This window comes from Streptomyces silvisoli, from assembly GCF_029269905.1.
Classification (GTDB): domain Bacteria; phylum Actinomycetota; class Actinomycetes; order Streptomycetales; family Streptomycetaceae; genus Streptantibioticus_A; species Streptantibioticus_A silvisoli_A.
In genome coordinates this window covers 75740-102474 of record NZ_JARJBC010000002.1, presented here as the reverse complement: position 1 = coordinate 102474, position 26735 = coordinate 75740, and the positions used below count along the sequence as shown (strand labels likewise).

At 70.9% G+C, this 26735-nt stretch carries 24 protein-coding genes; 14 read left to right on the top strand and 10 right to left on the bottom strand.

Features of this window, described 5'->3' with window-relative positions; translation table 11 throughout:
- Positions 1-65 precede the first annotated feature (65 nt).
- From P3G67_RS03435 to P3G67_RS03410, 5 genes are all read right to left on the bottom strand, one after another.
- Positions 66-1340: an NAD(P)/FAD-dependent oxidoreductase gene (locus P3G67_RS03435; RefSeq protein WP_276092122.1), complete on the bottom strand. Its 1275-nt coding sequence runs from the start codon at positions 1338-1340 to the stop codon at positions 66-68.
- A 320-nt stretch (positions 1341-1660) separates the two neighbouring features.
- The gene (locus P3G67_RS03430; RefSeq protein WP_276092121.1) at positions 1661-2956 is read right to left on the bottom strand and encodes a deoxyguanosinetriphosphate triphosphohydrolase; all 1296 of its coding nucleotides are present in this window, start codon (positions 2954-2956) and stop codon (positions 1661-1663) included.
- Between the two features lie 70 nt (positions 2957-3026).
- A complete protein-coding gene (locus P3G67_RS03425) occupies positions 3027-3203 on the bottom strand; it encodes a hypothetical protein (RefSeq protein ID WP_269854091.1) in 177 nt (58 codons plus the stop codon).
- Between the two features lie 102 nt (positions 3204-3305).
- Positions 3306-3743, bottom strand: coding sequence for a gamma-glutamylcyclotransferase family protein (locus P3G67_RS03420; RefSeq protein ID WP_276092120.1), 438 nt, complete (start codon positions 3741-3743; stop codon positions 3306-3308).
- 349 nt (positions 3744-4092) lie between these two features.
- Positions 4093-4257 carry a hypothetical protein gene (locus P3G67_RS03410; RefSeq protein ID WP_269854089.1) on the bottom strand — a complete coding sequence of 55 codons (165 nt, stop codon included), beginning with the start codon at positions 4255-4257 and terminating at the stop codon, positions 4093-4095.
- Between the two features lie 252 nt (positions 4258-4509).
- Here P3G67_RS03410 and P3G67_RS03405 point away from each other — a divergent pair, with 252 nt between their 5' ends.
- Positions 4510-4917 carry a rodlin gene (locus P3G67_RS03405; protein ID WP_269854088.1) on the top strand — a complete coding sequence of 136 codons (408 nt, stop codon included), beginning with the start codon at positions 4510-4512 and terminating at the stop codon, positions 4915-4917.
- Between the two features lie 195 nt (positions 4918-5112).
- Here P3G67_RS03405 and P3G67_RS03400 read toward each other — a convergent pair whose 3' ends face one another.
- A complete protein-coding gene (locus P3G67_RS03400) occupies positions 5113-6240 on the bottom strand; it encodes an alpha/beta hydrolase (RefSeq protein WP_276092119.1) in 1128 nt (375 codons plus the stop codon).
- Positions 6241-6498: 258 nt separating this feature from the next.
- Here P3G67_RS03400 and P3G67_RS03395 point away from each other — a divergent pair, with 258 nt between their 5' ends.
- The 7 genes from P3G67_RS03395 to P3G67_RS03365 all read left to right on the top strand — a co-directional run bounded on the left by P3G67_RS03395 (position 6499) and on the right by P3G67_RS03365 (position 14466).
- A complete protein-coding gene (locus P3G67_RS03395; protein ID WP_276092118.1) occupies positions 6499-7254 on the top strand; it encodes an MgtC/SapB family protein in 756 nt (251 codons plus the stop codon).
- A 98-nt stretch (positions 7255-7352) separates the two neighbouring features.
- Complete coding sequence (locus tag P3G67_RS03390) at positions 7353-8309, top strand: phosphotriesterase family protein (RefSeq protein ID WP_276092117.1); 957 nt, start codon at positions 7353-7355, stop codon at positions 8307-8309.
- Positions 8310-8364: 55 nt separating this feature from the next.
- Positions 8365-9666: an ABC transporter substrate-binding protein gene (locus tag P3G67_RS03385; protein ID WP_276092116.1), complete on the top strand. Its 1302-nt coding sequence runs from the start codon at positions 8365-8367 to the stop codon at positions 9664-9666.
- 4 nt (positions 9667-9670) lie between these two features.
- Positions 9671-10585, top strand: coding sequence for a carbohydrate ABC transporter permease (locus tag P3G67_RS03380; RefSeq protein ID WP_276092115.1), 915 nt, complete (start codon positions 9671-9673; stop codon positions 10583-10585).
- Positions 10585-11421 carry a carbohydrate ABC transporter permease gene (locus P3G67_RS03375; protein WP_276092114.1) on the top strand — a complete coding sequence of 279 codons (837 nt, stop codon included), beginning with the start codon at positions 10585-10587 and terminating at the stop codon, positions 11419-11421. Before P3G67_RS03380 ends, P3G67_RS03375 begins: the two co-directional genes overlap by 1 nt.
- 76 nt (positions 11422-11497) lie before the next feature.
- The gene (locus tag P3G67_RS03370) at positions 11498-12379 is read left to right on the top strand and encodes an oxidoreductase (RefSeq protein WP_276092113.1); all 882 of its coding nucleotides are present in this window, start codon (positions 11498-11500) and stop codon (positions 12377-12379) included.
- Positions 12380-12621: 242 nt separating this feature from the next.
- Positions 12622-14466: an APC family permease gene (locus P3G67_RS03365; protein ID WP_276092112.1), complete on the top strand. Its 1845-nt coding sequence runs from the start codon at positions 12622-12624 to the stop codon at positions 14464-14466.
- A gap of 57 nt (positions 14467-14523) precedes the next feature.
- Here P3G67_RS03365 and P3G67_RS03360 read toward each other — a convergent pair whose 3' ends face one another.
- From P3G67_RS03360 to P3G67_RS03345, 4 genes are all read right to left on the bottom strand, one after another.
- Positions 14524-15267, bottom strand: coding sequence for a polysaccharide deacetylase family protein (locus tag P3G67_RS03360; protein ID WP_276092421.1), 744 nt, complete (start codon positions 15265-15267; stop codon positions 14524-14526).
- 222 nt (positions 15268-15489) lie between these two features.
- A complete protein-coding gene (ppdK, locus tag P3G67_RS03355) occupies positions 15490-18258 on the bottom strand; it encodes a pyruvate, phosphate dikinase (protein ID WP_391858185.1) in 2769 nt (922 codons plus the stop codon).
- A 381-nt stretch (positions 18259-18639) separates the two neighbouring features.
- A complete protein-coding gene (dusB, locus tag P3G67_RS03350) occupies positions 18640-19821 on the bottom strand; it encodes a tRNA dihydrouridine synthase DusB (protein ID WP_276092110.1) in 1182 nt (393 codons plus the stop codon).
- A gap of 75 nt (positions 19822-19896) precedes the next feature.
- Positions 19897-20772, bottom strand: coding sequence for a helix-turn-helix transcriptional regulator (locus tag P3G67_RS03345; protein WP_269854078.1), 876 nt, complete (start codon positions 20770-20772; stop codon positions 19897-19899).
- Between the two features lie 101 nt (positions 20773-20873).
- Between P3G67_RS03345 and P3G67_RS03340 the strand changes: the two genes are divergently transcribed.
- The 6 genes from P3G67_RS03340 to P3G67_RS03315 all read left to right on the top strand — a co-directional run bounded on the left by P3G67_RS03340 (position 20874) and on the right by P3G67_RS03315 (position 26680).
- A complete protein-coding gene (locus P3G67_RS03340) occupies positions 20874-22346 on the top strand; it encodes an MFS transporter (RefSeq protein WP_391858184.1) in 1473 nt (490 codons plus the stop codon).
- 93 nt (positions 22347-22439) lie between these two features.
- Positions 22440-23018, top strand: a complete 579-nt coding sequence (locus P3G67_RS03335) for an NADAR family protein (RefSeq protein WP_391858183.1) — start codon at positions 22440-22442, stop codon at positions 23016-23018.
- A gap of 89 nt (positions 23019-23107) precedes the next feature.
- Positions 23108-24109 (top strand): aldo/keto reductase, encoded by a 1002-nt coding sequence (locus P3G67_RS03330; protein ID WP_276092109.1) that lies wholly within the window; start codon positions 23108-23110, stop codon positions 24107-24109.
- 27 nt (positions 24110-24136) lie between these two features.
- A complete protein-coding gene (locus P3G67_RS03325) occupies positions 24137-24727 on the top strand; it encodes a TetR family transcriptional regulator (RefSeq protein WP_276092108.1) in 591 nt (196 codons plus the stop codon).
- 91 nt (positions 24728-24818) lie between these two features.
- Entirely contained in the window at positions 24819-26264 is a 1446-nt protein-coding gene (locus P3G67_RS03320; protein WP_276092418.1) for an MFS transporter, read from the top strand.
- Positions 26264-26680, top strand: a complete 417-nt coding sequence (locus P3G67_RS03315; protein WP_269854073.1) for a MarR family winged helix-turn-helix transcriptional regulator — start codon at positions 26264-26266, stop codon at positions 26678-26680. The genes P3G67_RS03320 and P3G67_RS03315 overlap by 1 nt, the downstream gene beginning before the upstream one ends.
- Positions 26681-26735 lie beyond the last annotated feature (55 nt).

Below are 26735 nucleotides of genomic sequence, written 5' to 3'. Positions count from 1 at the left end.
CTGAATTCTACGGTCGGGATACGACAGCGGCGTCCCGCGCCTCCCTCCTGGAGCGGAGCCGTTGATCACTCCAGGAACCCGGGCAGCGGGACACCCGGGTCCGCGAGGCGGTCGGGGTCGACGGTACGCCCGGAGCGGATCAGCTCCTGCAAGGTGTCCGTCACATCCCAGACGTTCACGTTCATCGCGGCCTGGACCCGGAACCCCTCGCCGCCCTGCCCCAGCCAGAAGGCGATGAACTCCCGCTTGCCGACATCCCCACGGCACACCACCTGGTCGTAGCTGCCCGGCGCCACGTGCCCGGAGAACTCCATGCCCAGGTCGTACTGGTCGGAGAAGAAGTACGGCACCCGGTCGTACGAAACGTCCTGCCCCAGCATCGAGCGCGCCGCCGCGGGGCCGCCGTTCAGCGCGTTCGCCCAGTGCTCCACACGCAGCCGCAGCCCCAGCGTGGGGTGTTGGGCGGCGGCGCAGTCACCCGCCGCGTAGATGTCCGGGTCCGAGGTGCGCAGCGCGGCGTCCACCGCGACGCCGCCGCCGTCCGCCCGGGCGGCGAGGGTGAGCCCGGCCGCCTCGGCGAGCGCGGTGCGCGGCGCGGCACCGATCGCGGCGAGCACGTCGTGCGCCGGGTGCTCCTCGCCGTCGTCGGTACGGGCGGCGAGCACCATGCCGTCCTGGCCGACGATCTCGGTCAGCTTCGCGCCGAAGTGGAACCGGACGCCGTGCTCGCGGTGCAGATCGGCGAAGACCGCGCCGAGTTCGGGGCCGAGGGCGGCGTACAGCGGGGTCGACTCGGGCTCGATGATGGTCACCTCGGCGCCGTACTCGCGGGCGGCGGCGGCCACCTCAAGGCCGATCCAGCCCGCGCCCGCGATCACCAGGTGGCCGTTGTCCCGGCCGAGCGAGGTGAGGACGCCGCGCAGCCGCTCGGCGTGCGCCAGGCGGCGCAGGTGGTGGACGCCCGCGAGATCGGTGCCGGGGATGTGCAGCCGCCGTGGCTCGGCGCCTGTGGTGAGCAGCAGCTTGTCGTACGTCAGCGCGGTGCCGTCGCCGAGGGTGACGGTCCTGGCGACCCGGTCGAGGTGGACCACCGGCTGGCCGAGGTGGAGCTCGATGTCCGCGCTGGCGTACCAGGCGGGTTCGTGGACGAAGACCGAGTCGCGGTCGTCCTTGCCCAGCAGATAGCCCTTGGACAGCGGGGGGCGTTCATAGGGGTGGTCGCGTTCGTCGCCGATGAGGATCACCCGGCCGGTGAAGCCCTCGGCCCGGAGGGTCTCGGCTGCCTTCGCCCCGGCCAGTCCGGCTCCGACGATGACGAACGTCTGATGTGCGTCGACCACTGTGCGCCTCCTCGCGCGGAATCCCCCGGCGAATCCGTCCTCAGGGAGCGTCCCGCACCGTACGGCCCACGTGAAGGGCGCCGCACCGTGAGGGTGCTTGGCCTGTGATCTCCATGGTGCAGGGCCGGGGGGCGATGGTCACCCCCCGGCCGCGGTTCGCTTCTACCCGGCACCGCGCCCCGGGGGCTTCGGGGGGGGCCGGTGGTTTCGGGCTGCGCCGCCCGCGACACGGCCGGGACGGCGCGCGGTCGTTGCCGCTGGCGGGAGGGGTTGCCGCCCGGGGGCCCTGTGCGGTGCGGGTGGTTGTGGCCGCGAAGTCCCTACGCGGCCAGGCGGTGGTGGAGGGTCAGGGCCGCGGCGTCCGTCAGGGACGCGATCTGGTCGATCACCACCCTGAGGCGGGCCCGGTCGTCGGGAGCCACCTCGTACATGCCGCGGAACTGCGGGTCGAGGCCCTCGGGGGCCCTGGCCACCAGCGCTTCGGCCAACTCCGCGATGACGACGCGCTGTTCGGCCCGGCGCCTGGCCTGGTCGGCGCGTTGCATCACATAGCGGTCGGCCACCGCCTTCAGCACGGCGCACTCCAGCCGTACGCTCCGGGGCACCACGAGCTGCGCCACGTACCGGGTGAGGCGGCCGGGGCCGTAGGCGTCCCGGGTGGCCCGCTCGGCCGCCAGGCAGAAGCGGCCGATGAGCTGCGAGGTGGCGTCCTTCAACCGGGCCTGCGCGAGGGCGGAGCCGTCGTAACCGTGCGGCCACCACTCCTGGTCCAGCAGCCGGTCCAGCGCCTCCGCCAGTTCGTCAGGCGCCGCGTCCCGCGCGTAGCGGCCCATGGCGACCGTGTAGATCTCCTGCCGCTCGGGCTCGGCGAGCAGCAGGTTCGGGTCGAGGTGCCCGGCCATCAGGCCGTCCTCGACGTCGTGCACGGAGTACGCGACGTCGTCCGACCAGTCCATGACCTGCGCCTCGAAGCACTGGCGGCCGGACGGGGCGGACGCCCGCAGCCAGTTGAAGACCGGCTCGTCGTCCTCGTACACCCCGAACTTGCGGGAGGCCGGGTCCGTGGGGTGACCGCCCTGACGCCAGGGGTACTTGGTGGCGGCGTCCAGCGCGGCCCGGGTGAGGTTGAGGCCGACGCTGGAGACGCGGCCCGCGCCATCGGTGGTGAACCGCTTGGGCTCTATCCGGGTCAGCAGCCGCAGCGACTGCGCGTTGCCCTCGAACCCCCCGCAATCCTTGGCGACTTCGGCGAGCACCTGCTCGCCGTTGTGTCCGAACGGCGGATGGCCGAGATCGTGCGCCAGGCAGGCGGTCTCCACCAGGTCGGCGTCGCAGCCGAGCGCCGCCCCCAACTCCCGGCCGACCTGGGCGCATTCAAGGGAGTGCGTCAGCCGGGTGCGCGGACTGGTGTTGACCTCGGGCGTCGCGGCGGCCGGGTCGACCACCTGAGTCTTGCCCGCCAGCCGCCGCAGCGCGGCGGAGTGCAGCACCCGGGCGCGGTCGCGCTGGAACGCCGTGCGGCCCGGCCGCTTGTCCGGCTCGGGCACCCAGCGCTCGGTGGCCGCTTCGTCGTATGGGGCGCCGGTGGTGGCCGCCACCGGGTGGTTCCAGTCCATACTGCGACGGTAACCGCAGCCACTGACAGCCGCGCCCGCGCGTCGCCGCGCCGGACCGGTTCCGGCCTCGTCAGGCGGCCGACCGGGCCCGCGCGGTCTCGTCGGTGCGCCGACCGGGCGGGGCTATCCGGGTCAGCTGCGCGCTGAGCTGCCGGGAGACCAGGGACATGAGCTGCGCCGTACTGTCGAACACACCGTCGAAATCGAAGTCGGAACCGGACTCGGGCTCGGGCGTCACATCCGTCATGGCTCAAGTCTGCCGACGGCGAGTTGCGTCGGCGTTGCGCCGACGTGTCCTCCGTGAAGCGCCTTTTCCGGTAAGGAGGTTGGGCCGGCGGGAGGGGCGCCGCTACCCCGGAGCGCCGGGAAGGCGCCGCCGGCGCCAGTCCCCGCCCCGGACGGGGACGCCGTCGGCCCGCAGGGCGCGGGCCGTCGCGGTGCCGGCCAGGTAGACCCAGGCCGGGCGGACGTGCCCGGCCGCCACGCGGACCTCGCGGGCAAGGCGATCGTAGAGGTTGCCGGGCGCACCCGGCACGTACTCCTCAAGGCGGTCCAGATCCGCCAGCACCGCCTCGTACACCTCGGGCAGCGGATCGATCAGCTCACCGCGGATCTCGCCGCCGCCCGGATCGTCCACGGCGTACGGATAGCCGGGCCCCTCGTACAGCAGCGCACCGGGGAGTACGGCGGGCGTCTCGGCGGCGGTGCGGCCGAGCAGCAGCCCGTGGTTGGCCTCGCCGGGACGCAGCGTGCCGTACACGAATACGGGCAGGCGGCCAGCGTCCATGGTCCGTCATCATGCCACCACCGGAACCGGCCCGCGCCGCAGCGGCGTCGGTGATCCCCGGTGAACGACGACAACGGGGGTCATGGGGATGCGCGAACGCATACGTGCGCTGCTGCCGAGGACGCGCAAGGGGGGCGGAGCACCGCCCAACTGACCGCGGCCGCTTGTAGGTTGGCACTGCTGCCCGCCACCTGGATGTACACGGCGCCCGACCCGCGTGCGCGACGTCGGCGAGGTCCCGGCGGCGCCCGTCGCGGTGGTCTTCGGCGCGGGTCTGGTGAACGGCGCGCCGTCGCCGTACCTGGCCCACGGTGGCGCTGCGCACGGCGAACGCGGCGGCCCGGCGGCGCTAGCGGAGCAGCAGGAAGAGGAAGACGACCACCGCCAGGGCCACCGGAACGCCGATGACGAACATCGGCCCGACCCACGGCCGGTCCAGCGGATCCGGCGGCGGCGGCGCGTACGGCGCGATGGTGACCAGCGGCTCCTCGGGTTCCTCTGCCTCAGACGCCACCCGGGAATCCTACGCCCAGCACCGCCGGCCGTCCCGGGCCGCGCCCCAGGTCGCCGCGGGCGCCTCCCGGGAGGCGTGACGGAATGCGTACGGAGCACGAACACAGCAGCGGATTCCATTACACGAATTGCACACTCCGGTGGCGCATGAAATTGCGCCGGGAGGGTGAACGATAGGAACTTCTCCTTGCGCCGGGAGTTGTGCAGTCTGCTCCGGTAGTGGGGCGCTCCAGGATCGGAAGGAAAAACTCGCGTGATCAAGAAGATTCTCGCTACAGCTGCGGTGGTCACTTCCATCGTTGGTGTCTCTGCCGCGCCGGCGATGGCCATCGGCGACGACCACGGCCCCAACTCCGCCAACGGCAACGGCTCGGAGCAGAGGTACGGGAACACGACCACGGGCGGCTACATGAGCCCGCAGATCGGCCTGGTCCAGGGCACGCTCAACAAGCCGTGCATCGCAATCCCGATCAGGAACGTCCAGGCCAACGTTCCCATCGTCAACCTCGTGCCCATCAACGTCCAGCTGCAGGACATCATCAACCAGAACGGCAGCCAGATGTGCACGGAGAACTCCAGCTTCAGCCAGGGCGATGCCCCGCTGTCGCACATCCTGGACAACATCCCCGTTCTGTCCGGGAACGGCGCGGCCAACCACTGACCGTCTCATCCTGGGAGCTCCCTGGCCGCCGGCTTTCCGTCGGCGGCTGGGGGTCCCCGGTTTTTGTGACGCGTACCGCATAAGCAATCACGCAATAAGCGGACTAACCGCGCCTGACAGCCTGAGGGCCTGTCCGCGAATTAGTTGCGGACAGGCCCTCGGGCTGTCTGGAATAACCGTCGCCGCTAGTCGCCGCTACGGCTGCTGGACGCGTGCCGAAAGCTGCTTGTCCAGCCAGAGGATGACCTCGGGGTACTCGGCGCGCCAGGTCTTGAAGTTGTGGCCGCCCTCGTCGCGGATCAGCGTGTCGATCCTGGTGGGCGCCTTGGCCTTCGACACGAACTTCATGGTGGGACCGTAGTTGTCCTCGCCCTTCTTGCTGCTGGTCAGCAGGAGCGAGACCGGCGGGGCGGGCAGGTGCTCCATCCGCCAGATCAGGTCGTTCTCCCGCTTGACCTGGGCGCTGCCCGCGTAGAGGTCACCGGTGTCGTGGTCCTGCCGGGCGAAGTAGTCACCGGACAGGCTGGCGCCCGCGCCGTACCGGGTGGGGTTGGTCATGGGGAACTTCAGCGCGCAGTAACCGCCGGTGGAGTCGCCGACGGCGCCCCAGGTGCCGGGGGTGTCGCTGGTGCGATACTGGCTGGCGATCGCCATCGGCAGGTCCTGGTTGAAGAAGGTCAGCGCCTGCGGGCCGCCGGGGACGTCGGTGCAGTTGGTGTCCCGGCCCGGCACGATGGCGGGCCGCACCATCACGTAGATGGTCGGCTTGATCTTCTTGGCCACGATGTCATCGGAGACGGTGCGCGGGATCTTCAGCCCGGTGATCAGGTTCTTCGCCACGCCCGGGTAGCCGGTGAGTGCGACGACGACCGGGAACTTGTCCTTCTCGTGGCCCTTCTGGAAGTACTGCGGCGGCAGGTAGACGAAGCCGTCGGTGGTCAGCCCGGAGGACGGGCCGCGGAAGGTGACCGCCTCGACCTCACCGGCCTTGGACTTGCCGCCCTTGAGCCCGGCGTCGGTCTTGCCCTGGACGACCAGGCTGACCGGGCGCCCGTCGGTGGTGTGGCCCGCGTCCACGAGCTGCTGGCCCTCGGGGCTGCCGAGCAGGTCGTTCCACGAGGAGTAGAACCCGAAGTTGTTGTTGGCGGCGACGAGGATGACGCCCAGGATGGCGACCTGCGTCGCGGCGATCAGCCCGAGCCGACCGAGCCACGGCACCGGACCCCGCTTGGCGGCGCGCGGCCACAGCCATAGCGCGGCGGCGACCACCGCTACCGCGATGATCACCAGCACTATGAAGAACACTTTGGACGTGAGTCCCACGGTCGTCGCTCTCTCTTCAGGCTTCGGGCAGTCCTTCTCAAGAGAAGAGACGGAAATCCGTTCGGATTGGTTTACTCCACTTTGCAGCGAGCTTTCCCCACCTTTACGGTCCGCCCCACCCGCACCCGGGGCTTTCACCTCATTCCAGACATACCCGGACGAACGCCTACCCGCGCGAGCCATTGGAGTTGGGTGACTGACCGATTGTCAGCCTCCGGGGATAGGCTCGACCACACATTCTCGGTTGGGAGGTGACCGATGCGGACGATCGCGCTGCCGCTGTGGGATCCGGCCGCCGGGCAGGGCCTGCGGCAGTTGGCCGAGCTGGGGCTCGCGCTGGTGCTCTCCACACTGATCGGCCTGGAGCGGGCGATCCGGCAGAAGAGTGCCGGGCTGCGGACCCACACTCTGGTCGGGGTCGGCAGCGCGCTGTTCATGGAGGTCTCCCAGCACGGCTTCAACGGCGTACTGGCCCTGGAACACGTCTCCTTCGACCCCTCGCGGGTGGCCGCGCAGATCATCTCCGGCATCGGCTTCATCGGCGGCGGGATCATCTTCGTCCACCGCCACACGGTGCGCGGTCTGACCACCGCCGCCACCATCTGGCTGACCTGTGGCGTGGGCATGGCCTGCGGCGGCGGGCTGCCCCTGCTGGCGGTCGCCGCGACGTTCGGGCACTTCCTGGTGATCCGCGGCTATCCGCTGATAACCCGCCGCTTCCCGAGCGTCTCCGCGGCCGAGCACGCCCAGCTGCTGCTCGCCTACCGTTCGGGCGGCGGTGTGCTGCCGCGCGTCCTGGAGCGGTGCACCGGAGAGGGCTTCCGGGTGGTGGACGTACGAGTGGAGCACGCCCCCTGGCTGGAGGACGAGGAGGAGCACGAGCGGCCCGCGGGCACCTCCGAGGTGCGGCTGTCCATCGAGGGCCGGGGCGAGGTGCACCATCTGGTCTCGGAGTTGTCCGAGCTCCCCGGCATCATCAGTATCTGGTCCCCCGCCAGCGACGCCACGGACTGACCCCGCCCACCCGAGCGGGCCGCCCCTACCGTGTAACGGCGTGATCGTTGACGGCCGGGCACGCGTCCCGGCCCCCGCCACCCGAACGGAAAGCCGCGATGCGACAGAGCCAGCCCGCCCGGGCCGCCGTCCGTACCGTGCTCGGTGACATCCCCGCCGCCGAGCTGGGCGTCTGCGACGCCCATGACCACCTGTTCTTCCGCAGCCCGCAACTGCCCGGCCAGGAGCTGGACGACCCGGAGGCGGCCACCCAGGAGCTGTGCGCCTTCCGGGAGTTGGGCGGGCAGGCGGTCGTGCAGTGGTCGCCGTTCGGCACCGCCCGCCGCACCGACGCGCTCCCCCAGGTCTCCCGCGACGCGGGCGTACACATCGTCGCTGCCACCGGCCTGCACCAGGCCGCCCACTGCGCGCCCGGTGTGCTGGAGCGCGTGACGCACCGGCTCGCCGAACTCTTCGTGGCCGAACTGACCGAGGGCGTACGCCGGGACGAGGACCCGGACGGTCCGGCCGAACCGGTGAGGGCCGGCCTGATCAAGGTCGCCGGTGCCTTCCACGGGCTGGACGCGCACGCCCGCCAGGTGATGACGGCCGCAGCCGAGGCACACCACGCGACCGGCGCGCCGATCGCCGTTCACCATGAGCTGGGCACCGCGCCGCTGGACGTACTCGACCTGCTGTGCGGGCGGTTGGCGGTGCCGCCGACCTCGGTGGTCCTCGGCCACCTCAACCGCTCCCCCGATCTGCGGGTGCAGCGGGAGGCGGCGGAATCCGGTGCGTTCCTGGCGTTCGACGGGCCGTCACGGGCCAACCACGCGACGGACTGGCGGCTGTTCGACTCGCTGGTGACGCTGGCCGCGTCGGGCCACGCGGACCAGGTTCTGATCGGCGCGGACACCACGACCGCCGCGGCGCGGGCCGCCTCCGGTGGCGGTCCCGGCATGCCGTTCCTGCTGCGGGTACTCCGGCCGCGCATCGTCCGTGAGTTGGGCGAGGAGGTGGCGAACGCGTTCTTCGTCGCCAACCCGGCCCGCGCCTTCGCGGTGGAATGGCGCTGACCAATTCACGTGTTCGCAATGCGTGTCACACGCAACCGGGCGATACTTCTAGACCATGTCGGAGCCGCAGCACAGCACGCTTCCCGCGCTCTCCCGCCGCCGACTGCTCGGACTCGGCGGCGGCCTGGCACTCACCGGCGCGCTCGCCGCCGCCTGCGGGTCGAACACCGGCCGCGGCGGCGGTGGTTCGGGCAGTGGTCCCGCGCTGTCGCAGTGGTACCACCAGTACGGCGAGCCGAGCACCGAGCAGGCCGTACGCCGGTACGCGGCCGCGTACCGGCCGGCTGAGGTCACCGTCCAGTGGCGGCCCGGTGACTACGACCAGCAGACCGCCGCCGCGCTGCTCACCGATGCCGGTCCCGATGTGTTCGAGGACAGCGGACCGTCCATCGACCAGATCCAGGGCGGCCAGGTGGTGGACCTCACCGACCTGGTCAAGGACGTCCGCGCCGACTTCAACCCGGCGGTGCTGGAGCCGAAGACGTACCAGGGCAGGGTCTACGGCGTTCCGCAGGCCATCGACATGCAGATGCTGTACTACCGCAAGAGCCTGCTGGCCAGGGCGGGCGTCCAACCGCCGCGGACGCTGGACGAGTTGGTGGCCGCCGCCCACGCGCTGACCGGCAAGGACACCAAGGGCCTGTTCCTCGGCAACGACGGCGGCGCCGGTGTGCTCGGCCAGGGCGGCATCCCGCTGGTCGCCGCCGGGCTGCGGCTCGTCACCGACGACGGGAAGGCCGGATTCGACGACCCGGCCGCCGCGCTGACCCTGGGCAAGCTGCACACCCTGTACGCCAGCGGATCACTGCTGCTCGGCGCACCCGCGGACTGGTCCGACCCGTCGGCGTTCACCCAGGGGCTGACCGCCATGCAGTGGACGGGACTGTGGGCGCTGCCGCAGATCGGCAAGGCGCTCGGAGATGACTTCGGTGTGCTGCCGTTCCCCCAGGACGGCACCGCCGGAAGCCCGGCCGTGCCGGTGGGCGCCTACGCCTCGGCGGTCAGCGCACGCGGCAGGCACATCGACGCGGCCAAGGCGTACGTGAAGTGGCTGTGGGTGGATCGCACCGACTACCAGGAGGACTTCGCGCTCTCCTACGGATTCCACATCCCGGCCCGGCTCTCCCTGGCGAGGAAGGCGGCGAAGCTGCGCTCGGGCGCGGCGGCCGACGCCGTACGGTTCAGCACCGACCACGGGCACGCGCTTCCGCTGCTGTGGACGCCCAGGTCGCAGGTGGCGCTGACGGACGCGGTCAGCCGGATCATCAAGGACGGCGCCGACCCGGCGGCGCAGGTGAGATCGGCGGTGGCCACGGTCAACGCCGAACTGCGGCGCGTGCGCCGCAAGTCGGGCTGAGCGGATGCTGACCCGACTGCTCGGGCCGCAGCGGCGCTACCTGTGGTTCTGGGTGTTCACCGGCCCGTTCGTGATCGGGCTGACCGTCTTCGGCTACGTACCGCTGCTGTGGAGCGTCACGCTCAGCTTCTTCGACGCCCACAACACGGTGACGCCCACCCGTTTCGTCGGGTTCGCCAACTACACCGCGATACTGTCGGATTCGGCCTTCACCTCCAGCCTGGCCACCTTCGCGGTGTTCTCGCTGTTCATCGTCCCGGCGACGTACGCGCTCTCGCTCGCCCTGGCGCTGATGGTCAACCGGCTGCGGTTCGCCCGGGCGTTCTTCCGCTCGGTGTTCTTCCTGCCGACCGCCTGCTCGTACGTCGTCGCCTCGATGATCTGGAAGTTGTCGATCTTCAACGGGGTGCGGTTCGGGCTGGCGAACACCGTTCTCGGCTGGTTCGGCGCGGATCAGGTCGCCTGGCTGTCGACCACCCGTCCGCCCTGGTACTGGGTGGTGATCGTGACCGTACGACTGTGGTTGCAGGCCGGCTTCTACCTGGTGCTGTTCCTGGCCGGTCTGCAGCGCATCCCGAGCACGCTGTACGAGGCGGCGGCGGTGGACGGCGCCCGGCCGGGCTGGCAGGTCTTCCGGTACATCACCTTCCCGCAGCTGCGGGCCACCTCGGTGGCGGTGGTGCTGCTGCTGGTTATCAACGCGTTCCAGGCGTTCGACGAGTTCTACAACCTGCTGTCCACCGCCCGCGGCTATCCGCCGTACGCCCGGCCGCCGCTGGTCTACCTGTACTACGTGGCGCTCGGGCAGGGCCAGGACCTCGGGCTGGGCAGCGCGGGCGCGGTGGTGCTCGCGCTGATCATCGCGGTGGTCACGGTGGCGCAGGCACGCTGGTTCGGCCTCGGCCGCAAGGAGGCGTGATGGGCGACGGCTTGCGCGGGTTCGCGCGGGCGCTGCGGCTGGTCATCCTGGTCGCACTCGCCGCGCTGTTCCTGATCCCGTTCTACCTGCTGGTACGGAACGGACTGGCCGGCGAGTCCGACATCACCGGGGCCCACTGGACCTTCTTCCCCACACACGTGCGGTGGGGCAACGTCCGCGAACTGTTCGACGATCCTTCGGTGCCGATGCTGCACGCGCTGTGGAACTCCACCCGGATCGCGGTGGCGACCACCGCCGGAACGCTGCTGCTGGCCTCGCTGGCCGGATACGGCCTGGCCCGCATCCCGTACCCCTGGGCCAACCAGGTCTTCTACGGGATCCTCGGCACCCTGATGATCCCGTCGGCGGTCACCTTCGTCCCCAGCTTCGTGCTGGTCTCCACTCTCGGCTGGATCTCGACGCTGCGCGGGCTGATCGTACCCACGCTGTTCAGCGCGTTCGCGGCGTTCCTGTTCCGGCAGTACTTCCTGGGCTTTCCACGGGAGTTGGAGGACGCGGCGCGGGTGGACGGGCTCGGCTACTGGCGTACGTACTGGCGGGTCGTGGTGCCCAACTCGGCGCCGGTCTTCGCCGCGGTCGGCACCATCGTCTTCGTCGGCTCGTGGAACGCCTTCCTGTGGCCGCTGGTGATCGGCCAGGACCAGCAGTCCTGGACGGTGCAGGTGGCGCTGGCCACGTTCAACACCGGGCAGACGGTCAACCTGCACGAGATGTTCATCGCGGCGGCCGTGTCGATCCTGCCGCTGCTGGTGGTGTTCGTCGTGCTACAGCGCTTCATCGTCGCCGGAGTGGAACGCTCCGGAATCGACGAGTGAACGGCCCGGACCTAGGCTGATCACCGCGAGGCCGGGTAGGTGCCCGCCAAAGCCGAGCGACGAACAGGCTGGTGCGATGGGCTGGACCGCGAACGACATACCCGATCAGACCGGCCGTACCGCGGTGGTCACCGGTGCCAACAGCGGCATCGGCTACTGCGTGGCGCGGGAGCTGGCCCGGCACGGCGAACACGTCGTGCTCGCCTGCCGCAGCGAGCGGCGCGGACAGGCGGCGGTCGAGCGGTTGGTCCGCGAGGTACCGTCGGCCCGGGCCGCCTACCGCCATCTGGACCTCGCGGATCTCGCGACGGTGCGGGCGTTCGCCGGGGACTTTCCCGGCGAACGCCTTGACCTGCTGGTCAACAACGCGGGCGTGATGGCGGTGCCGTACGCCAGGACGGTGGACGGCTTCGAGACGCAGTTCGGTGTCAACCACCTCGGGCACTTCGCGCTGACCGGGCTGCTGCTGCCGCTGCTTCTGGCTACGCCGGGGGCCCGGGTGGTGAGCGTCTCCAGCGGGTTGCACGCCATCGCCAACATCGATCCCGGTGATCTCAACAGTGAGCGCAGGTACGGGCGTTGGATGGCCTACGGGCGGTCGAAGACCGCCAACCTGCTGTTCGTCCATGAACTGGCCGGCAGGTTGCGGGCGGCCGGATCCGATGTGATCGCCGCCGCGGCGCATCCCGGTTACGCGGACACCAATCTCCAGAAGGGCTTCGTTCGGCTCGGCAACCTCGTCGCGCAGTCGCCGCGGGCGGGGGCCCTGCCGACGCTCTACGCCGCAACGGCGGCGGGGGTGCGGGGCGACGCGTTCCTCGGGCCCCGGTTCCTGGCGTTTGGGGGCGCGCCGGGGCTCTCCTGGCGTGCGCCGTGGACCCGCAACGATGTCGCCGCGGAGCGGCTTTGGGCGGCGTCCGAGCAACTGACCGGCGTCCGGTACGAGGCTCTGGACTAGCCCACCCGCCCACCTGTTCGGCGGCGCGCCCGCCGGGCTTGGGTTTACGGCGGGGTGGGCGGGGCAAAGCCGCCGCGGCGCACCGCCAACCGCACGCTGAACGGTCCCGGGTGGGCGGTGGGCGAGCCGCGTAAAGATCCCGTCAGGGAAGAGGCAGTGCGTGCAAAGACGGCGCTAGGGAACCGGGGTGCGCCCCCACGCGCGGGAATTCTGAGATCTCCCGTACGGAGGTACCACGCCGCATGACCACCACAGCGTCGCAGTCCACAGATCACGCCACAACCCGCGAGCAGCCCCCTGATACCGGCGACCGCCACAAGCTGACCGCCCTGGGCGGCCTGGCCGCCCTCTCGCTGGACGCCATGGCCTCCGTGGCCTACGGCCCGGAGTCGATCGTGCTGGTGCTGGCCGCGGCCGGGGCGCACGGCCTGGGCTACACGCTCCCGGTGACCCTGGCGATCGCCGCCCTACTGGCGGTGCTCGTCGCCTCCTACCGCCAGGTCATCGCCGCGTTCCCGAACGGCGGCGGGTCGTACGCGGTGGCCAGGACACACCTGGGCCGCCGCACCAGTCTGGTGGCGGCGGCCTCGCTGATCCTGGACTACGTGCTCAATGTGGCGGTCTCGGTCACCGCCGGTGTCGCCGCGCTCACCTCCGCCTTCCCCGCGCTCTACGGCGACCGGCTGTGGCTGTGCCTCGCGGTGCTCGTCGTGGTCACCGCGGTCAACCTGCGCGGCATCGCCGAGTCGGCGCGGGTGTTCATGGTCCCGACCATCGTCTTCGTCGGCTCGATCCTGGCCCTCATAGTGGTGGGCCTGTTCCGCGACCATCCGGCGAGCACGGTGACCGCCGTCGGGCACAGCTCCGTGGTGGCCGCCAACGCCACCACCGTGGGCGCGCTGCTGCTGCTCAAGGCGTTCTCCGCCGGATGCTCCGCGCTGACCGGTGTGGAGGCGATCGCCAACGCCGTACCGACCTTCCGCACCCCGCGCGTCAAGCGGGCGCAGCGCACCGAGGTCGCGCTGGGCGCGCTGCTGGGCATCATGCTGATCGGCCTTTCGGTGCTGATCGGCCGGTTCCATCTACAGCCGGTCGAAGGGGTCACCGTCCTGGCCCAGCTGGCGGACGCCTCGCTCGGCCACAACTGGGCCTTCTACGTGGTGCAGTTCGCCACCATGATCCTGCTGGCGCTGGCCGCCAACACCTCGTTCGGCGGACTGCCGGTGCTGATGGCGCTGCTGGCCCGGGACAACCACCTGCCGCATGTCTTCGCGCTCAAGGCCGACCGCCAGGTGCACCGGCACGGTGTGCTGGCGCTGGCGGCGGTGTCGGCGGCGCTGCTGGTGTTCTCCGGCGGTGACACGAACACGATCGTGCCGCTGTTCGCCATCGGTGTCTTCGTCGGCTTCACCATCTGCCAGGTGGGCATGGTGATCCACTGGCGTGCGGAGCGGTCCTCCGGCTGGGCGGCCAAGGCCGCGCTGAACGCCTTCGGCGCGGTACTGACCGGTGTCGCGGCGGTCATCGTGACGGCCACGAAGTTCACCGAGGGCGCCTGGATCATCGTGGTCGCGCTGCCGCTGCTGGTGCTGCTGTTCGAGCGGATCCACCGGGCGTACACCCGGATCGGCGAGACACTGGGGCTGGGCCGCGTCCCCGAACCGCCGCGCCGCGACCGGTCGTTGGTCATCGTGCCGGTCTCCACGCTCTCCCGGCTCACCAGCGAGGCGCTGACCGCGGCGTCCTCGCTCGGCGACGAGGTGATGGCGGTGACGGTCACCGCGCCCGACCCGGAGGACCAGGCGCACACGGAGTCGCTGCGCCGCGACTGGGACCTGTGGAACCCGGGCGTGCCGCTGGTCGAACTGCCCTGCCCCCGGCGGGCGTTGGGCCGCCCGGTGACCCAGCTGATCCGCGACCTGACGGCCGAGCGCCCCGGTACCCGGATCACCGTGATGATCCCGGAGGTCGAGCCCGCGCACCTGTGGCAGCGGCTGCTGCAGAACCAGCGCGGCGCGGTCCTGGCCCACGCGGTCCGCAGGGACACCGACGCGGTCATCTGCAGGTTGCGTTTCCGCCTCGGCTGACGTCTTCGGCGGCGGGTACAGGGGTTGGGGGCGGGCCCCGGCTTCCCCGAACCCGTCTCATGGCCCGTGGAAGTACACGGCTCCCGGCCGCAGGCCGCCGGAGTGGGCGAGGAGTTGGGGGATCGTGACGAGGGTGTAGCCGCGGGCGCGGAGCGCGTCGATGAGGTGTGGGGTCGCCGCTACCGTGGCGGCGTAGCGGTCGTGCAGTTCCACTATGCCGCCGGGCCGGGCCTGCTCCAGCACCTGGCGTTCGATGAGGGGTGCGTCCCGTACCTGCCAGTCGCGTGGATCGTCGTTCCACATCACCACGGACAGCCCGGCCGCCCGGGCCAGCGCCCGTATCCGCGCGTCCTGCGCGCCGTAGGGCGGCCGGAGCATGGTCGGGGTGAGGCCGTCGGCCGCCGCGATCTGCCGTGCCGCGGTGGTGATCTGGTACCTGACCCGGGCGGAGGAGAGGCGGGTGAGGTCGGGGTGGCTGACCGTGTGGTCACCGATGGCGTCGCCGTCCCGGTACTGGCGCCGTACGTCCTGCCGGTAGCCGCGCACCTGCCGCCCGATCAGGAAGAACGTCGCGGTGGCGTGCCGCCCCTCCAGCACCCGTAGCAGCGGCGCGGTGTACGAGGAGGGGCCGTCGTCGTAGCTCAGCGCCAGGCACCTGGCCCGCAGACAGTCGACGCCCGCCACCTGACCGGGCGTGGTCCGCCCCCCGGAGGCGTGCGGCCCGCCGCCGCAGGCGGTGAGCACCGCGGTGAGGGCAGCCACCGCCAGCCCCGCCAGCCCCCGGGCCGCCAGGACCGGCATGGCACTCACCCCGCCTCCCGTCAGCACCGCCGCCCACCGCATATACACCAAAACACGCACGCACCGGTCACGCACGCCCGTGGAGGAACGCACCGGCCGGCCCCGCTTCCGGTCAGGTGCGCGAGCCGCGCTCCGCGCCCGGCGGGGAACGCACAGAGAAATGGAAAGGCGGCGCCCTCCGCACAGGGCGCCGCCTTCCAGTGAGGGATTTCCGGAAATGGCCTAGCGGTTGTCGCTTCCCTCGCCGCGCGACGCGGCGCGGCCCGCCTCCAGGCGCGCGACCGGGATGCGGAACGGTGAGCAGGAGACGTAGTCCAGCCCCACCTCGTGGAAGAAGTGGACGGACTCCGGGTCGCCGCCGTGCTCGCCGCACACGCCCAGCTTGAGGTCCGGCCGGGTGGCCCGGCCCGCCTCGACCGCGTGCCTGACCAGGGAGCCCACGCCGTCCCGGTCGATGGTCTCGAAGGGGCTGACGCCGAAGATGCCCTTCTCCAGGTACGCGGTGAAGAAGCTTGCCTCCACGTCGTCACGGGAGAAGCCCCACACGGTCTGGGTGAGGTCGTTGGTGCCGAAGGAGAAGAACTCGGCGGCCTCCGCGATCTGCCCGGCGGTCAGCGCGGCGCGCGGCAGCTCGATCATCGTGCCCAGCTTCAGGCCGAGGTCGACGCCGCTGCGGGCCTCGATCTCCGCGATGACCTTCTCGGCCTCCTCGCGGACCAACTCCAGCTCCTGCACCGTGCCCACCAGCGGGATCATGATCTCCGCACGCGGGTCGCCGCCCGACTCGCGCCGCTCGGCGGCGGCCTCGGCGATGGCACGTACCTGCATGGTGAACAGGCCGGGAATGACCAGGCCGAGCCGTACGCCGCGCAGTCCGAGCATCGGGTTCTGCTCGTGCAGCCGGTGCACGGCCTGGAGCAGCCGCAGGTCGTTCTCGTGCGGCTCCTTGCGCGACTCGGCGAGCGCCACCCGTACCGAAAGATCGGTGATGTCCGGCAGGAACTCGTGCAGCGGCGGGTCCAACAGCCGTACGGTGACCGGCAGTCCGTCCATCGCCTCGAACAGGTCGATGAAGTCCTGGCGCTGCAGCGGCAGCAGGGCGTCGAGGGCACTGGCCCGCTCGTCGTCGTGGTCGGCGAGGATCAGCCGCTCGACCAACTCGCGGCGGTCACCGAGGAACATGTGCTCGGTGCGGCACAGTCCGATGCCCTGGGCGCCGAACCGCCGCGCCCGGGCGGCGTCTTCGGCGTTGTCGGCGTTGGCGCGTACCCGAAGGCGGCGTACCCGGTCGGCGTAGGCCATGACCCGGTGCACGGCCTGGACCAGTTCGTCGGCGTCGTCGGCGCCCGCGTGCATCCGGCCCTCGAAGTACTCCACGACCGGGGACGGGACGACCGGCACCTCGCCGAGGTAGACCTTGCCGGTGGAGCCGTCGATGGAGACCAGGTCGCCCTCCTCGACCACCACCCCGCCGGGCGCGGTCAACCGCCGCCGCTTGGTGTCGACTTCGAGTTCCTCGGCGCCGCACACACAGGTCTTGCCCATGCCGCGGGCGACCACGGCCGCGTGCGAGGTCTTGCCGCCACGCGAGGTCAGGATTCCCTCGGCGGCGATCATGCCGTTGAGGTCGTCGGGGTTGGTCTCGCGGCGGATCAGGATGACCTTCTCCCCGGAACGCGACCACTTGACGGCGGTGTACGAGTCGAAGACCGCCTTGCCGACGGCCGCGCCGGGCGATGCCGCGATGCCCCGGCCGAGCAGTTCGGCGGTGGCTCCCTCGTCGAAGCGCGGGAACATCAGCTGGGCGAGCTGCGCCCCGTTGACCCGCTGAAGCGCCTCGGCCTCGTCGATCAGTCCCTGGTCGACGAGTTGGGTGGCGATCCGGAACGCCGCGGCGGCGGTGCGCTTGCCGACCCGGGTCTGGAGCATCCACAACCTGCCGCGCTCGATGGTGAACTCGATGTCGCACAGGTCCTTGTAGTGCGTCTCCAGCGTCTCCATGATCTGCATCAGCTCGTCGTAGGACGGCTTGTCGATGCGCTCCAGATCGGCGAGCGGCACGGTGTTGCGGATGCCCGCGACGACGTCCTCGCCCTGTGCGTTCTGCAGGTAGTCGCCGTAGACGCCCTGCTGGCCGCTGGCCGGGTCGCGGGTGAAGGCCACACCGGTGCCGGAGTCGGGGCCGAGGTTGCCGAAGACCATCGAGCAGACGTTGACGGCGGTGCCGAGGTCGTGCGGGATGCGCTCCTGGCGGCGGTAGAGCTTGGCGCGCTCACCGTTCCAGGAGTCGAACACCGCCCTTATGGCGAGGTCCATCTGCTCGCGCGGGTCCTGCGGGAACTCGCGGCCCGCCTCCTTGAGCACGATCTGCTTGAAGTCCTCGACCAGTTGCCGCAGGTCGGCGGCGTCCAGCCCGAGGTCGCTGCTGGCTCCCTTGGCCTGCTTGGCCTCGTCCAGTGCCTCCTCGAACAGGTCGCCGTCCACGCCCAGCACCGTCTTGCCGAACATCTGGACAAGGCGGCGGTAGGAGTCCCAGGCGAACCGCTCGTCGCCCGCCTGGGCGGCGAGACCGGCCACCGAGGCGTCGGACAGGCCGATATTGAGGACGGTGTCCATCATTCCGGGCATGGAGAACTTCGCGCCGGAGCGCACCGACACCAGCAGCGGGTTGTCGCTCTGGCCGAGGCGCTTGCCCATGCGCTGTTCCAGGTCGGCGAGGTGGGCGCTCACCTCGTCGCGCAGCTCCGCGGGTTCGCTGCCGGAGTCCAGGTAGACCTTGCAGGCTTCGGTGGTGATGGTGAAGCCGGGAGGTACCGGCAGACCGAGGTTGGTCATCTCGGCGAGGTTCGCGCCCTTGCCACCGAGCAGGTCCCTCAGGTCCTTGTTGCCCTCAGTGAAGTCGTAGACGAACTTCCGCGGTGTTTGCTGTTCCGACACTGGACCGACTCCTCGCCCACGGGGGTGTGCCCTGACGGCGGGGAGCGTACCCATCTCCAAGGCAGCGCAGTGCGTCTACGGCCATGTCATATGGGCGTAACCACTCGTCTGCCAGCAGATCGAAAGCGGAATGGCTCATCCGGCCTGCGATCCACACTTGCCGTCTGAGCGCTCATCCGCGTTTAGAACCTGAACACATGAGCGCGGAAGTCGCGGGTTTGAACCCCAGACGGCCACTCAGTGTGATGGTTGCGTACAGCCACTGAAGTTAATGCGCGTGACACCCCGTGCCATGAATTGGAGACATGACGGCACTCGATGCCACACGATCACGGTGCTCAAATGAGCAGGTGACTAATCATGCGTGGCGAGAATCACGCGCACACCCCCCGCTCTCGTCTCACATGTTGGACAGGGGGAGCGTGCCCGAAACACTCAGCCGCCGGAGGTGTCCAACTCCGCGTCGGCGCTCACCATCGCGCAGTCGTAGGGGTCCTTCAGCCAACCGTCCGGCAGCACAACCCGCTTGGTACCGGCGGTACGCCCGCGCGGCCCCTCGGCGCCCTCCGGCCACGGCTGGTCCAGGTCCAACGCGCTCAGATGCTCGTCCAGTTCGGCCAGCGAGGACGACATGGCCAGCCGCTGGCGCATCTGCGAGCCGACCGAGAACCCCTTGGTGTACCAGGCGACATGCTTGCGGAAGTCGACGACGCCGCGCTCCTCGTCGCCCAGCCACTCGGCGAGCAGTTCGGCGTGCCGCCGCATCACCTCGGCGACCTCCCGGAACGTCGGCCGGGCGCTGCCGCCCTCGCCCTCGAAGACGCCCACCAGGTCGCCGAACAGCCATGGCCGCCCGAGGCAGCCGCGGCCCACCACCACACCGTCACAGCCGGTCTCGCGCATCATCCGCACCGCGTCCTCGGCGCACCAGATGTCGCCGTTGCCCAGCACCGGGATCTCCGGGACGGCCTCCTTCAGCCGGGCGATGGCCGACCAGTCGGCGGTTCCGCCGTAGTGCTGGGCCGCGGTGCGGCCGTGCAGCGCGACCGCGGTGACGCCTTCCTCAACGGCGATGCGCCCGGCGTCGAGGTAGGTGAGGTGGTCGTCGTCGATGCCCTTGCGCATCTTGATCGTCACCGGCAGCGCTCCGGCGTTGCCCACCGCCTCCCGCAGGATCGCCCGGAGCAGGTGCCGCTTGAACGGCAGCGCGGAACCACCGCCCTTGCGGGTCACCTTGGGCACCGGGCAGCCGAAGTTGAGGTCGATATGGTCGGCGAGGTCCTCGTCCACGATCATGCGGACCGCCTTGCCGACGGTCACCGGGTCGACGCCGTACAGCTGGATCGAGCGCGGGCGCTCGGTCTCGTCGAAGTGGATCAGCTGCATGGTCTTCTCGTTCCGCTCGACCAGCGCCCGGGTGGTGATCATCTCGGAGACGAACAGCCCCTTGCTCCCGGAGCCGCGATCTCCCGGGAGTCGCCGCGAGCCGGCCCCCCAGCCGACGCCCTCAGCGAACTCCCGGCACAGTGTGCGGAACGGCGCGTTGGTGATCCCGGCCATCGGTGCGAGCACCACGGGCGGCGACACGGTGTGCGGACCGATCTGCAGGTTCGTCATCGCGGCGGGCTTTCCTTCGGACGGCGGACGGTACGGGCGATCTCCCATTGTCCCCCACCGCCGCGCCGGCACCGCTCAGACCGTCACCGGCACCCGTTCCCGCAGCTCCCCCTCCGTGACCGCCAGCTCGCGCAGCCGCTCAAGCCGGATACGGGTCTCCTCGTCCAGCGGGGTGTAGACCACCATGCGGGTGCCGCTGCGCGGGCGCAGCCACATGCTGGTGTGCTCCATGTTGAGCAGCCCGACCCGGCTGTTGAGGAAGCGCTTGGGCCGGTTGGACGGCGGGGCGACCTCGTGCTCCCGCCAGATCTCCCGGAACTCCTCCGACGCCCGCTCCAGCCGCTTGACCAGATGGGTCCACACCGGCTCGGCCAGGTACTCGCCCATCCCGGCGCGGAACTGGGCGGTGCAGCGGCGCATCACCTCGTCCCGGTCGACCACCGCCTCGCGCCAGGCGGGATCGGTGAACACCAGCCACATCACGTTGCGGTCCTCCGGCGGCAGGGCGTCCAGGTCGGCCACCAGCCGCCCGTAGACGCGGTTGTACGCGAGGATGTCGTACCGCCCGTTCATGACGCAGGCGGGCAGCGGCTCCAGCTGTTCCATGGCGGCCCGCACCGAGGGAGTCACCGTGGGGCAGTCCTTGCTCGGCACCGGGTCGGAGACCCCGGCCAGCACGAACAGATGGGCGCGCTCACCGGGGTCGAGCATGAGCGTACGGGCCACCGCGTCCAGCACCTGTGCCGAGACCTGGATGTCGCGGGCCTGCTCAAGCCACGTGTACCAGGTGACGCCGACCGCGGACAGCTGCGCCACCTCCTCGCGCCGCAGACCCGGGGTGCGGCGGCGCGAACCCGTGGGCAGGCCCACCTGGTCGGGGGTGATGCGCTCGCGACGGCTGCGCAGGAAGTCGGCCAGTTCGCGTCGGCGTACATCGGTGCTCACGCTCATGCAACCAGGGTGCCGTACCCCTGAGACGGTTGCCAGGTGCTTCCAATACCTGGATAACCACACTCTGGTACCCCTTTAAGCAGGCCAGCATCGTGGTGGCCGTGAAGACACAGATCGCACAGACCGAACTCCAGCCCTCCCGGGCCACGGTCCGGCCGACCGTCCGGCGCCTCGGCGGCCCGGACTCCGCGTCCCCGGTGCTCAGCCCGCTGGGCCTGCTCACCCTGCTGCTCGGCGCGGCACTCCCCATGATCGACTTCTTTATCGTCAACGTCGCGCTGCCCACCATCGAGCGCGATCTGCGCACCGGCCCGGCGCTGCTGGAAATGGTCGCGGCGGGCTACGGCGTGGCGTACGCGGTGCTGCTGGTGCTGGGCGGACGGCTCGGCGACATGATCGGCCGCCGCCGTCTCTTCCTCATCGGCACCGCGCTTTTCGCGCTCACCTCGCTGGCCTGCGGTCTGGCGCCGGACGCCTGGACGCTGGTGGGCGCCCGGGTCGCCCAGGGCGCGGCGTCCGCGATGATGCTGCCGCAGGTGCTGGCCACCATCCAGTCCACCACCACCGGTGCGCGGCGTGGCCGGGCGCTGGGCCTGTACGGCGCGACCGGCGGCATAGCGGCGGTGGCCGGCCAGATGCTGGGCGGCTGGCTGGTCGCCGCGGACCTCGCGGGCACCGGCTGGCGCTCCATCTTCCTGGTGAACGTCCCCGTGGCGGCCGCGGCGATGCTGCTGGCGCTGCGTACGGTCCCGGAGACCCGGTCGGCGAAGCCCGCGCGGATCGACGGCAGGGGCACGGTGCTGCTGGCCGCGACACTGCTGGCACTGCTGGTGCCGCTGATGGAGGGCAAGGCGGTCGGCTGGCCGCTGTGGTGCTGGCTGCTGCTGGCCGCGGCGCCGTTCGTGGCGGCCGGGTTCTGGCTGGTGGAGCGGCGCGCCGAGGCCTCCGGCGCGGACCCGCTGGTTCCGCCGTCGCTGCTGGCCAACCACGGGATGCGCAGCGGTCTGCTGGTGGCGCTGCCGTTCTTCACCGGATTCGGCGGCTTCATGTTCGTGATGGCGGTCGGGCTCCAGCAGGGGCTGCGGCTGGGCCCGGTGGGGGCGGGCAGCGCGCTGGCGCCGATGGCGGTGGCGTTCTTCACCGCCTCCCTGCTCGCGCCGCGGCTGGTGGTGCGGCACGGGCGCCGGGTGGTGACCACGGGACTGGCCGTCCAGGGCATCGGGCTGCTGGTCGTGGTGGCGGCGGCGCTGTCGTCGTGGCCGCACATGGGGCCGCTGGACTTCGCGCCCGGCATGGCGGTGCTCGGCTTCGGCCAGGGGCTGGCGATGAGCACGGTGTTCCGGATCGTGCTGTCGGAGGTTCCGGCGGACCGCGCCGGGGTGGGCAGCGGCGTGATGGTGACCACCCAGCAGTCCTCGCTGGCGCTCGGGGTGGCGACCCTGGGCACCTTGTTCCTGTCGCTGGCGTCCTCGGTCGGCATGCGGGACGCGCTGGTGACGGCGATCCTGGTGCAGGTGGCGGGCGGCGCGGCGGCGGTCGCGCTGAGCCTGCGGCTACCGCGTCAGGTGCGGTGACGACGGGGTACGGGCCCGCGGACAACGGCGGTACGGGGGTGATCGCCGTGATCCGCGGGCTCGTTGTCATACTGCCCTGCCACGATCTACCGCATGAGTGAAACGCAGCGGATCAGTCACGTCTCCGAGATGCGGGACCGGGAGGCGCTGGCCGCCCTGGTGGCCGGCGGGGCGGTGCCCAAGTACCTGATGTTCTGGGGCCATCGGCCCACGCGGGACGGAAGCGTCGGGCCGTCGTGCCTGAGCCAGTGGTGGCCCGCGGAGTTCGCTGTGGACGGCGTCCGGTATCCGACGGCCGAGCACTGGATGATGGCGGGCAAGGCCCGGCTGTTCGGGGACGAGCGGACCGCGGCGGAGGTGCTGGCCGCCGGGCACCCCAACGAGGCGAAGGCGCTCGGCCGCCAAGTGCGCGGTTTCGACGAGGAGTTGTGGGCGCGGCACCGCTGGGATCTGGTGGTCGAGGGGAACGTCGCCAAGTTCGGCCAGCACCCGGCGCTGCGCGACTTCCTGCTGGGCACCCGGTCGCGGGTGCTGGTGGAGGCCAGCCCGCTGGACCGGGTCTGGGGCATCGGCCTGGCGGCGGACGACGAGCGCGCCGCGGATCCGGCGCGGTGGCGGGGGTCGAACCTGCTGGGCTTCGCCCTCATGGAGGCCAGGTCGCGACTGGGCTGAGGTCGCGCCGATGCACACGCGATGACAAATATTGAAATCTGTCATCGCGCATGCCATTCTTGTCGTGCACCCCATCGAAGGAGCACCGCATGCAGACCCGCACCCTCGGCGCCACCGGCCCCACCACCTCGGCCCTCGGTCTCGGCTGCATGGGCATGTCCGCGATGTACGGCCAGGCCGACCGCGGTGAGTCCATCGCCACCATCCACGCCGCCCTCGACACCGGGATCACCCTGCTGGACACCGGCGACTTCTACGCCATGGGCCACAACGAACTGCTGGTCCGGGAGGCCCTGGAGAGCAGCAGGCAGGGCCGGGAGAACGCACTGCTCAGCGTGAAGTTCGGCGCCCTGCGCGACCCGGGCGGCGGCTGGTCCGGCTACGACGGCCGCCCCGAGGCGGTGAGGAACTTCCTGGCCTACTCGCTCCAGCGGCTCGGCACCGACCACATCGACGTCTACCGGATCGCCCGGCTCGACCCGGCGGTGCCGATCGAGGAGACCGTCGGCGCCATCGCCGAGGCGGTGCAGGCCGGACACGTACGGCACATCGGCCTGTCCGAGGTCGGCGCGGAGACCATCCGCCGGGCCGCCTCGGTGGCCCCGATCAGCGACCTGCAGATCGAGTACTCGCTGTTCTCCCGGGACATCGAACGGGAGATCCTGCCGACCTGCCGCGAGCTGGGCATCGGCGTGACCGCGTACGGCGTGCTCTCCCGCGGCCTGCTCAGCGGCCACTGGTCCCGCGACCGAAAGACCACGGCGGGCGACTTCCGCAGTATGAGCCCGCGGTTCAGCGGCGAGAACCTGGACCGCAACCTCGACCTGGTCGAGGCGCTGGGCCGGACGGCCGACAGCAAGGGTGCTACCGTCGCCCAGATCGCCATCGCCTGGGTGCTCTCCCGCGGCGAGGACATCGTGCCGGTGGTCGGCGCACGGACCCGCGACCGCCTCACCGAGGCGCTGGGCGCACTGGACGTCACCCTGGACGCGGCGGACCTGGCGGCGATCGAGAAGGCCGTCCCCGCCGGCGCCGCCGCGGGCGACCGCTACCCGGCCGCGCAGATGCACCACCTCGACAGCGAGAAGTAGTAGCCCACCAGAAAGGCTGGCCCTTCCATGCCGCCGGAGACGCTGACCCCCGACCGCATCCTCGAAGCCACCGAGGACGTGCTGCGCCGCTTCGGTCCCGCCAAGGCGACCGTGGTCGATGTGGCCCGGGCCCTGGGGGTCAGCCACGGAAGCGTGTACCGGCACTTCCCCAGCAAGGCCGCGCTGCGCGAGGCGGTGACCGAGCGCTGGCTGGACCAGTCGCACGAGACGCTGTCCCGGCTGGCGCGGGCGGAACGCCCCGCGCCGGAGCGGCTGCGCGGCTGGCTCGCGGCGCTGTTCGCGGCCAAGCGGGCCAAGGCGGGCGACGATCCGGAGCTGTTCGCCACGTACATGGTGCTCGCCGGCGAGAACAGCCAGGTGGTCGCCCGCCATATCGACACGCTGGTACGGCAGTTGGCGCAGATCATCCAAGAGGGCGTGGCGAAGGGCGAGTTGGGCCTGCCCGCCGACACCGATCCGCTGGCCGCGGCGCGCGCCGCATGGGACGCCACCGGCCGGTTCCACGACCCGGCCTACGCGGCCGACTGGGGTGAGGAGGGCATCGACCCGGCGTTCGAGGCCGTCTGCGCCCTGGTCCTGCGCGGGCTCGCGGCGTAGGCCGGCGCACAGCGAGCCTCTTTGGCCACTGCGGACACTAGTTGTACGATAGAAATAATTACATAAGTACAACTAACATTCCGGAGTGGCCGTGCCAGAGCTGAGCCGCAGACGACGCTTCCTCGTACTGGGCATCTGCTGCATGTCCCTGCTGATGGTCAGCCTCGACAACACCGTGCTGAACGTCGCGCTGCCGTCGATGCAGCGGGAGCTGCACACCACCGTCTCCGGTCTGCAGTGGACGATCGACGCCTACACGCTCGTGCTCGCCAGCTTCCTGATGCTCTCCGGCTCGACCGCCGACCGGATCGGCCGCCGCCGCACCTTCCAGGTGGGGCTGGCCATCTTCACCCTCGCCTCCCTGCTGTGCAGCCTGGCGCCGGGTCTGCCCTGGCTGGTGGGGTTCCGGATGCTCCAGGCGGTGGGCGGCTCGATGCTCAACCCCGTCGCGATGTCGATCATCACCAACGTCTTCACCGAACCGAAGGAACGCGCCCGCGCCATCGGTGTGTGGGGCGGCGTGGTCGGCATAAGCATGTCGGCGGGGCCGGTGATCGGCGGGCTGCTGGTGGAGACCACCGGCTGGCGGGCGATCTTCTGGCTCAACGTCCCCATAGGCCTGCTGGCGCTCACCCTGACCAGGCTGTTCGTCCCGGAGTCGCGCGCCCCCAAGCCGCGCCGGGCCGATCCGATCGGCCAGTTGCTGATGATCCTGCTGCTCGCCGGGGTGACCTACGCGATCATCGAGACGCCCGGCAAGGGCATCGGCAACCCGCTGATCATCAGCTGCCTGCTGATCGCCGTCGCCTCCCTCGCCGGTCTGCTCTGGTACGAGCCTCGGCGCGCCGAACCCCTGCTGGACCTGCGGTTCTTCCGCAGCGCGCCGTTCTCCGGCGCGACCGTGATAGCGATCTGCGGGTTCGCCGCGCTGGGCGGGTTCCTTTTCCTCAACACCCTCTACCTACAGGACCTGCGCCATCTCGACGCCCTGCACGCGGGTCTGATGATGCTGCCGATGGCCACCATGTCGCTGTTCTTCGCCCCGCTCTCCGGCCGGATCGTCGGCTCCCGGGGGCCGCGGCTGCCGCTGCTGGTGGCCGGGACGGCGATGTGCGGCAGTGGAGTGGGGATGGCGCTGCTGTTCTCCGCGAACGTCTCGCTGGGCCTGGTGATCGGCGCGTACATCGCCTTCGGCATCGGCTTCGGGCTGGTCAACGCGCCGATCACCAACACCGCCGTGTCCGGAATGCCGCGCTCGCAGGCGGGCGTGGCGGCGGCCGTCGCCTCCACCAGCCGCCAGGTCGGCGCCTCCCTCGGGGTCGCCGTCATCGGCTCGGTGATGGCCTCGGGCGCGGCGGGCGGCTACGCGGCGGGCTTCGTGACGGCCGGCAGGACCGCCTGGTGGATCATCGCCGGGTGTGGAGCGGCCGTTTTCCTGATCGGTAGCATCACCTCCGGCCGCTGGGCACGCGGCACGGCGGACCGTGCGGCGGACCGCCTGAAGGCCGAGGAGATCAGGATGCCGGTGAACGCGTGATGGACGACAGAACGCAGACCGCCACACGGGTCTGGCACGACCTGAGAGTGCTGCTGCTGGAGCAGCACGACCGCCGCAAGGAGGTCGCCGAGGCACTGGGCATGAGCTTCAACCGGGTCAAGGCGCTACGGCGGATCGCCGCCCAGCCGCACACCCTGCGGTCGCTGGCCGAGTACATGGTGATCGACGCCCCCTACGCCACCCTGATCGTGGACGACCTGGCCAAGCGCGGTCTGGTGGAGCGCACCGCCAACCCGGCGGACCGCCGCTCCAAGCTGGTGCACATCACCCCGCGGGGCAAGGCCGCGGCCGACGAGGCCGACCGCATACTCGACACCCCGCCCGAGGCGCTGCTCGCCCTGCCGCCCGGGGACCTGGCGGCGCTGGACCGGATCGTCGACCAGTTGCTGGCCTGACGCACAGACGGCGAAGGGGCCGGAGGCTGTGATCCACAGCCTCCGGCCCCTTCGC

Bases quoted from the DNA above. Each gene is read 5' to 3' on its own strand.
- dusB (WP_276092110.1), bottom strand. From the start codon at position 19,821: ATGACGAACCTGCAGATCGGTCCGCACACCGTGTCGCCGCCCGTGGTG.
- P3G67_RS03430 (WP_276092121.1), bottom strand. From the start codon at position 2,956: ATGGACTGGAACCACCCGGTGGCGGCCACCACCGGCGCCCCATACGAC.
- P3G67_RS03375 (WP_276092114.1), top strand. From the start codon at position 10,585: ATGGGCGACGGCTTGCGCGGGTTCGCGCGGGCGCTGCGGCTGGTCATC.
- P3G67_RS03385 (WP_276092116.1), top strand. From the start codon at position 8,365: ATGTCGGAGCCGCAGCACAGCACGCTTCCCGCGCTCTCCCGCCGCCGA.
- P3G67_RS03345 (WP_269854078.1), bottom strand. From the start codon at position 20,772: ATGAGCGTGAGCACCGATGTACGCCGACGCGAACTGGCCGACTTCCTG.
- P3G67_RS03365 (WP_276092112.1), top strand. From the start codon at position 12,622: ATGACCACCACAGCGTCGCAGTCCACAGATCACGCCACAACCCGCGAG.
- P3G67_RS03390 (WP_276092117.1), top strand. From the start codon at position 7,353: ATGCGACAGAGCCAGCCCGCCCGGGCCGCCGTCCGTACCGTGCTCGGT.
- P3G67_RS03330 (WP_276092109.1), top strand. From the start codon at position 23,108: ATGCAGACCCGCACCCTCGGCGCCACCGGCCCCACCACCTCGGCCCTC.
- P3G67_RS03315 (WP_269854073.1), top strand. From the start codon at position 26,264: ATGGACGACAGAACGCAGACCGCCACACGGGTCTGGCACGACCTGAGA.
- P3G67_RS03425 (WP_269854091.1), bottom strand. From the start codon at position 3,203: ATGACGGATGTGACGCCCGAGCCCGAGTCCGGTTCCGACTTCGATTTC.
- P3G67_RS03325 (WP_276092108.1), top strand. From the start codon at position 24,137: ATGCCGCCGGAGACGCTGACCCCCGACCGCATCCTCGAAGCCACCGAG.
- P3G67_RS03370 (WP_276092113.1), top strand. From the start codon at position 11,498: ATGGGCTGGACCGCGAACGACATACCCGATCAGACCGGCCGTACCGCG.
- P3G67_RS03360 (WP_276092421.1), bottom strand. From the start codon at position 15,267: ATGCCGGTCCTGGCGGCCCGGGGGCTGGCGGGGCTGGCGGTGGCTGCC.
- P3G67_RS03335 (WP_391858183.1), top strand. From the start codon at position 22,440: ATGAGTGAAACGCAGCGGATCAGTCACGTCTCCGAGATGCGGGACCGG.
- P3G67_RS03420 (WP_276092120.1), bottom strand. From the start codon at position 3,743: ATGGACGCTGGCCGCCTGCCCGTATTCGTGTACGGCACGCTGCGTCCC.
- P3G67_RS03395 (WP_276092118.1), top strand. From the start codon at position 6,499: ATGCGGACGATCGCGCTGCCGCTGTGGGATCCGGCCGCCGGGCAGGGC.
- ppdK (WP_391858185.1), bottom strand. From the start codon at position 18,258: ATGGGTACGCTCCCCGCCGTCAGGGCACACCCCCGTGGGCGAGGAGTC.
- P3G67_RS03380 (WP_276092115.1), top strand. From the start codon at position 9,671: ATGCTGACCCGACTGCTCGGGCCGCAGCGGCGCTACCTGTGGTTCTGG.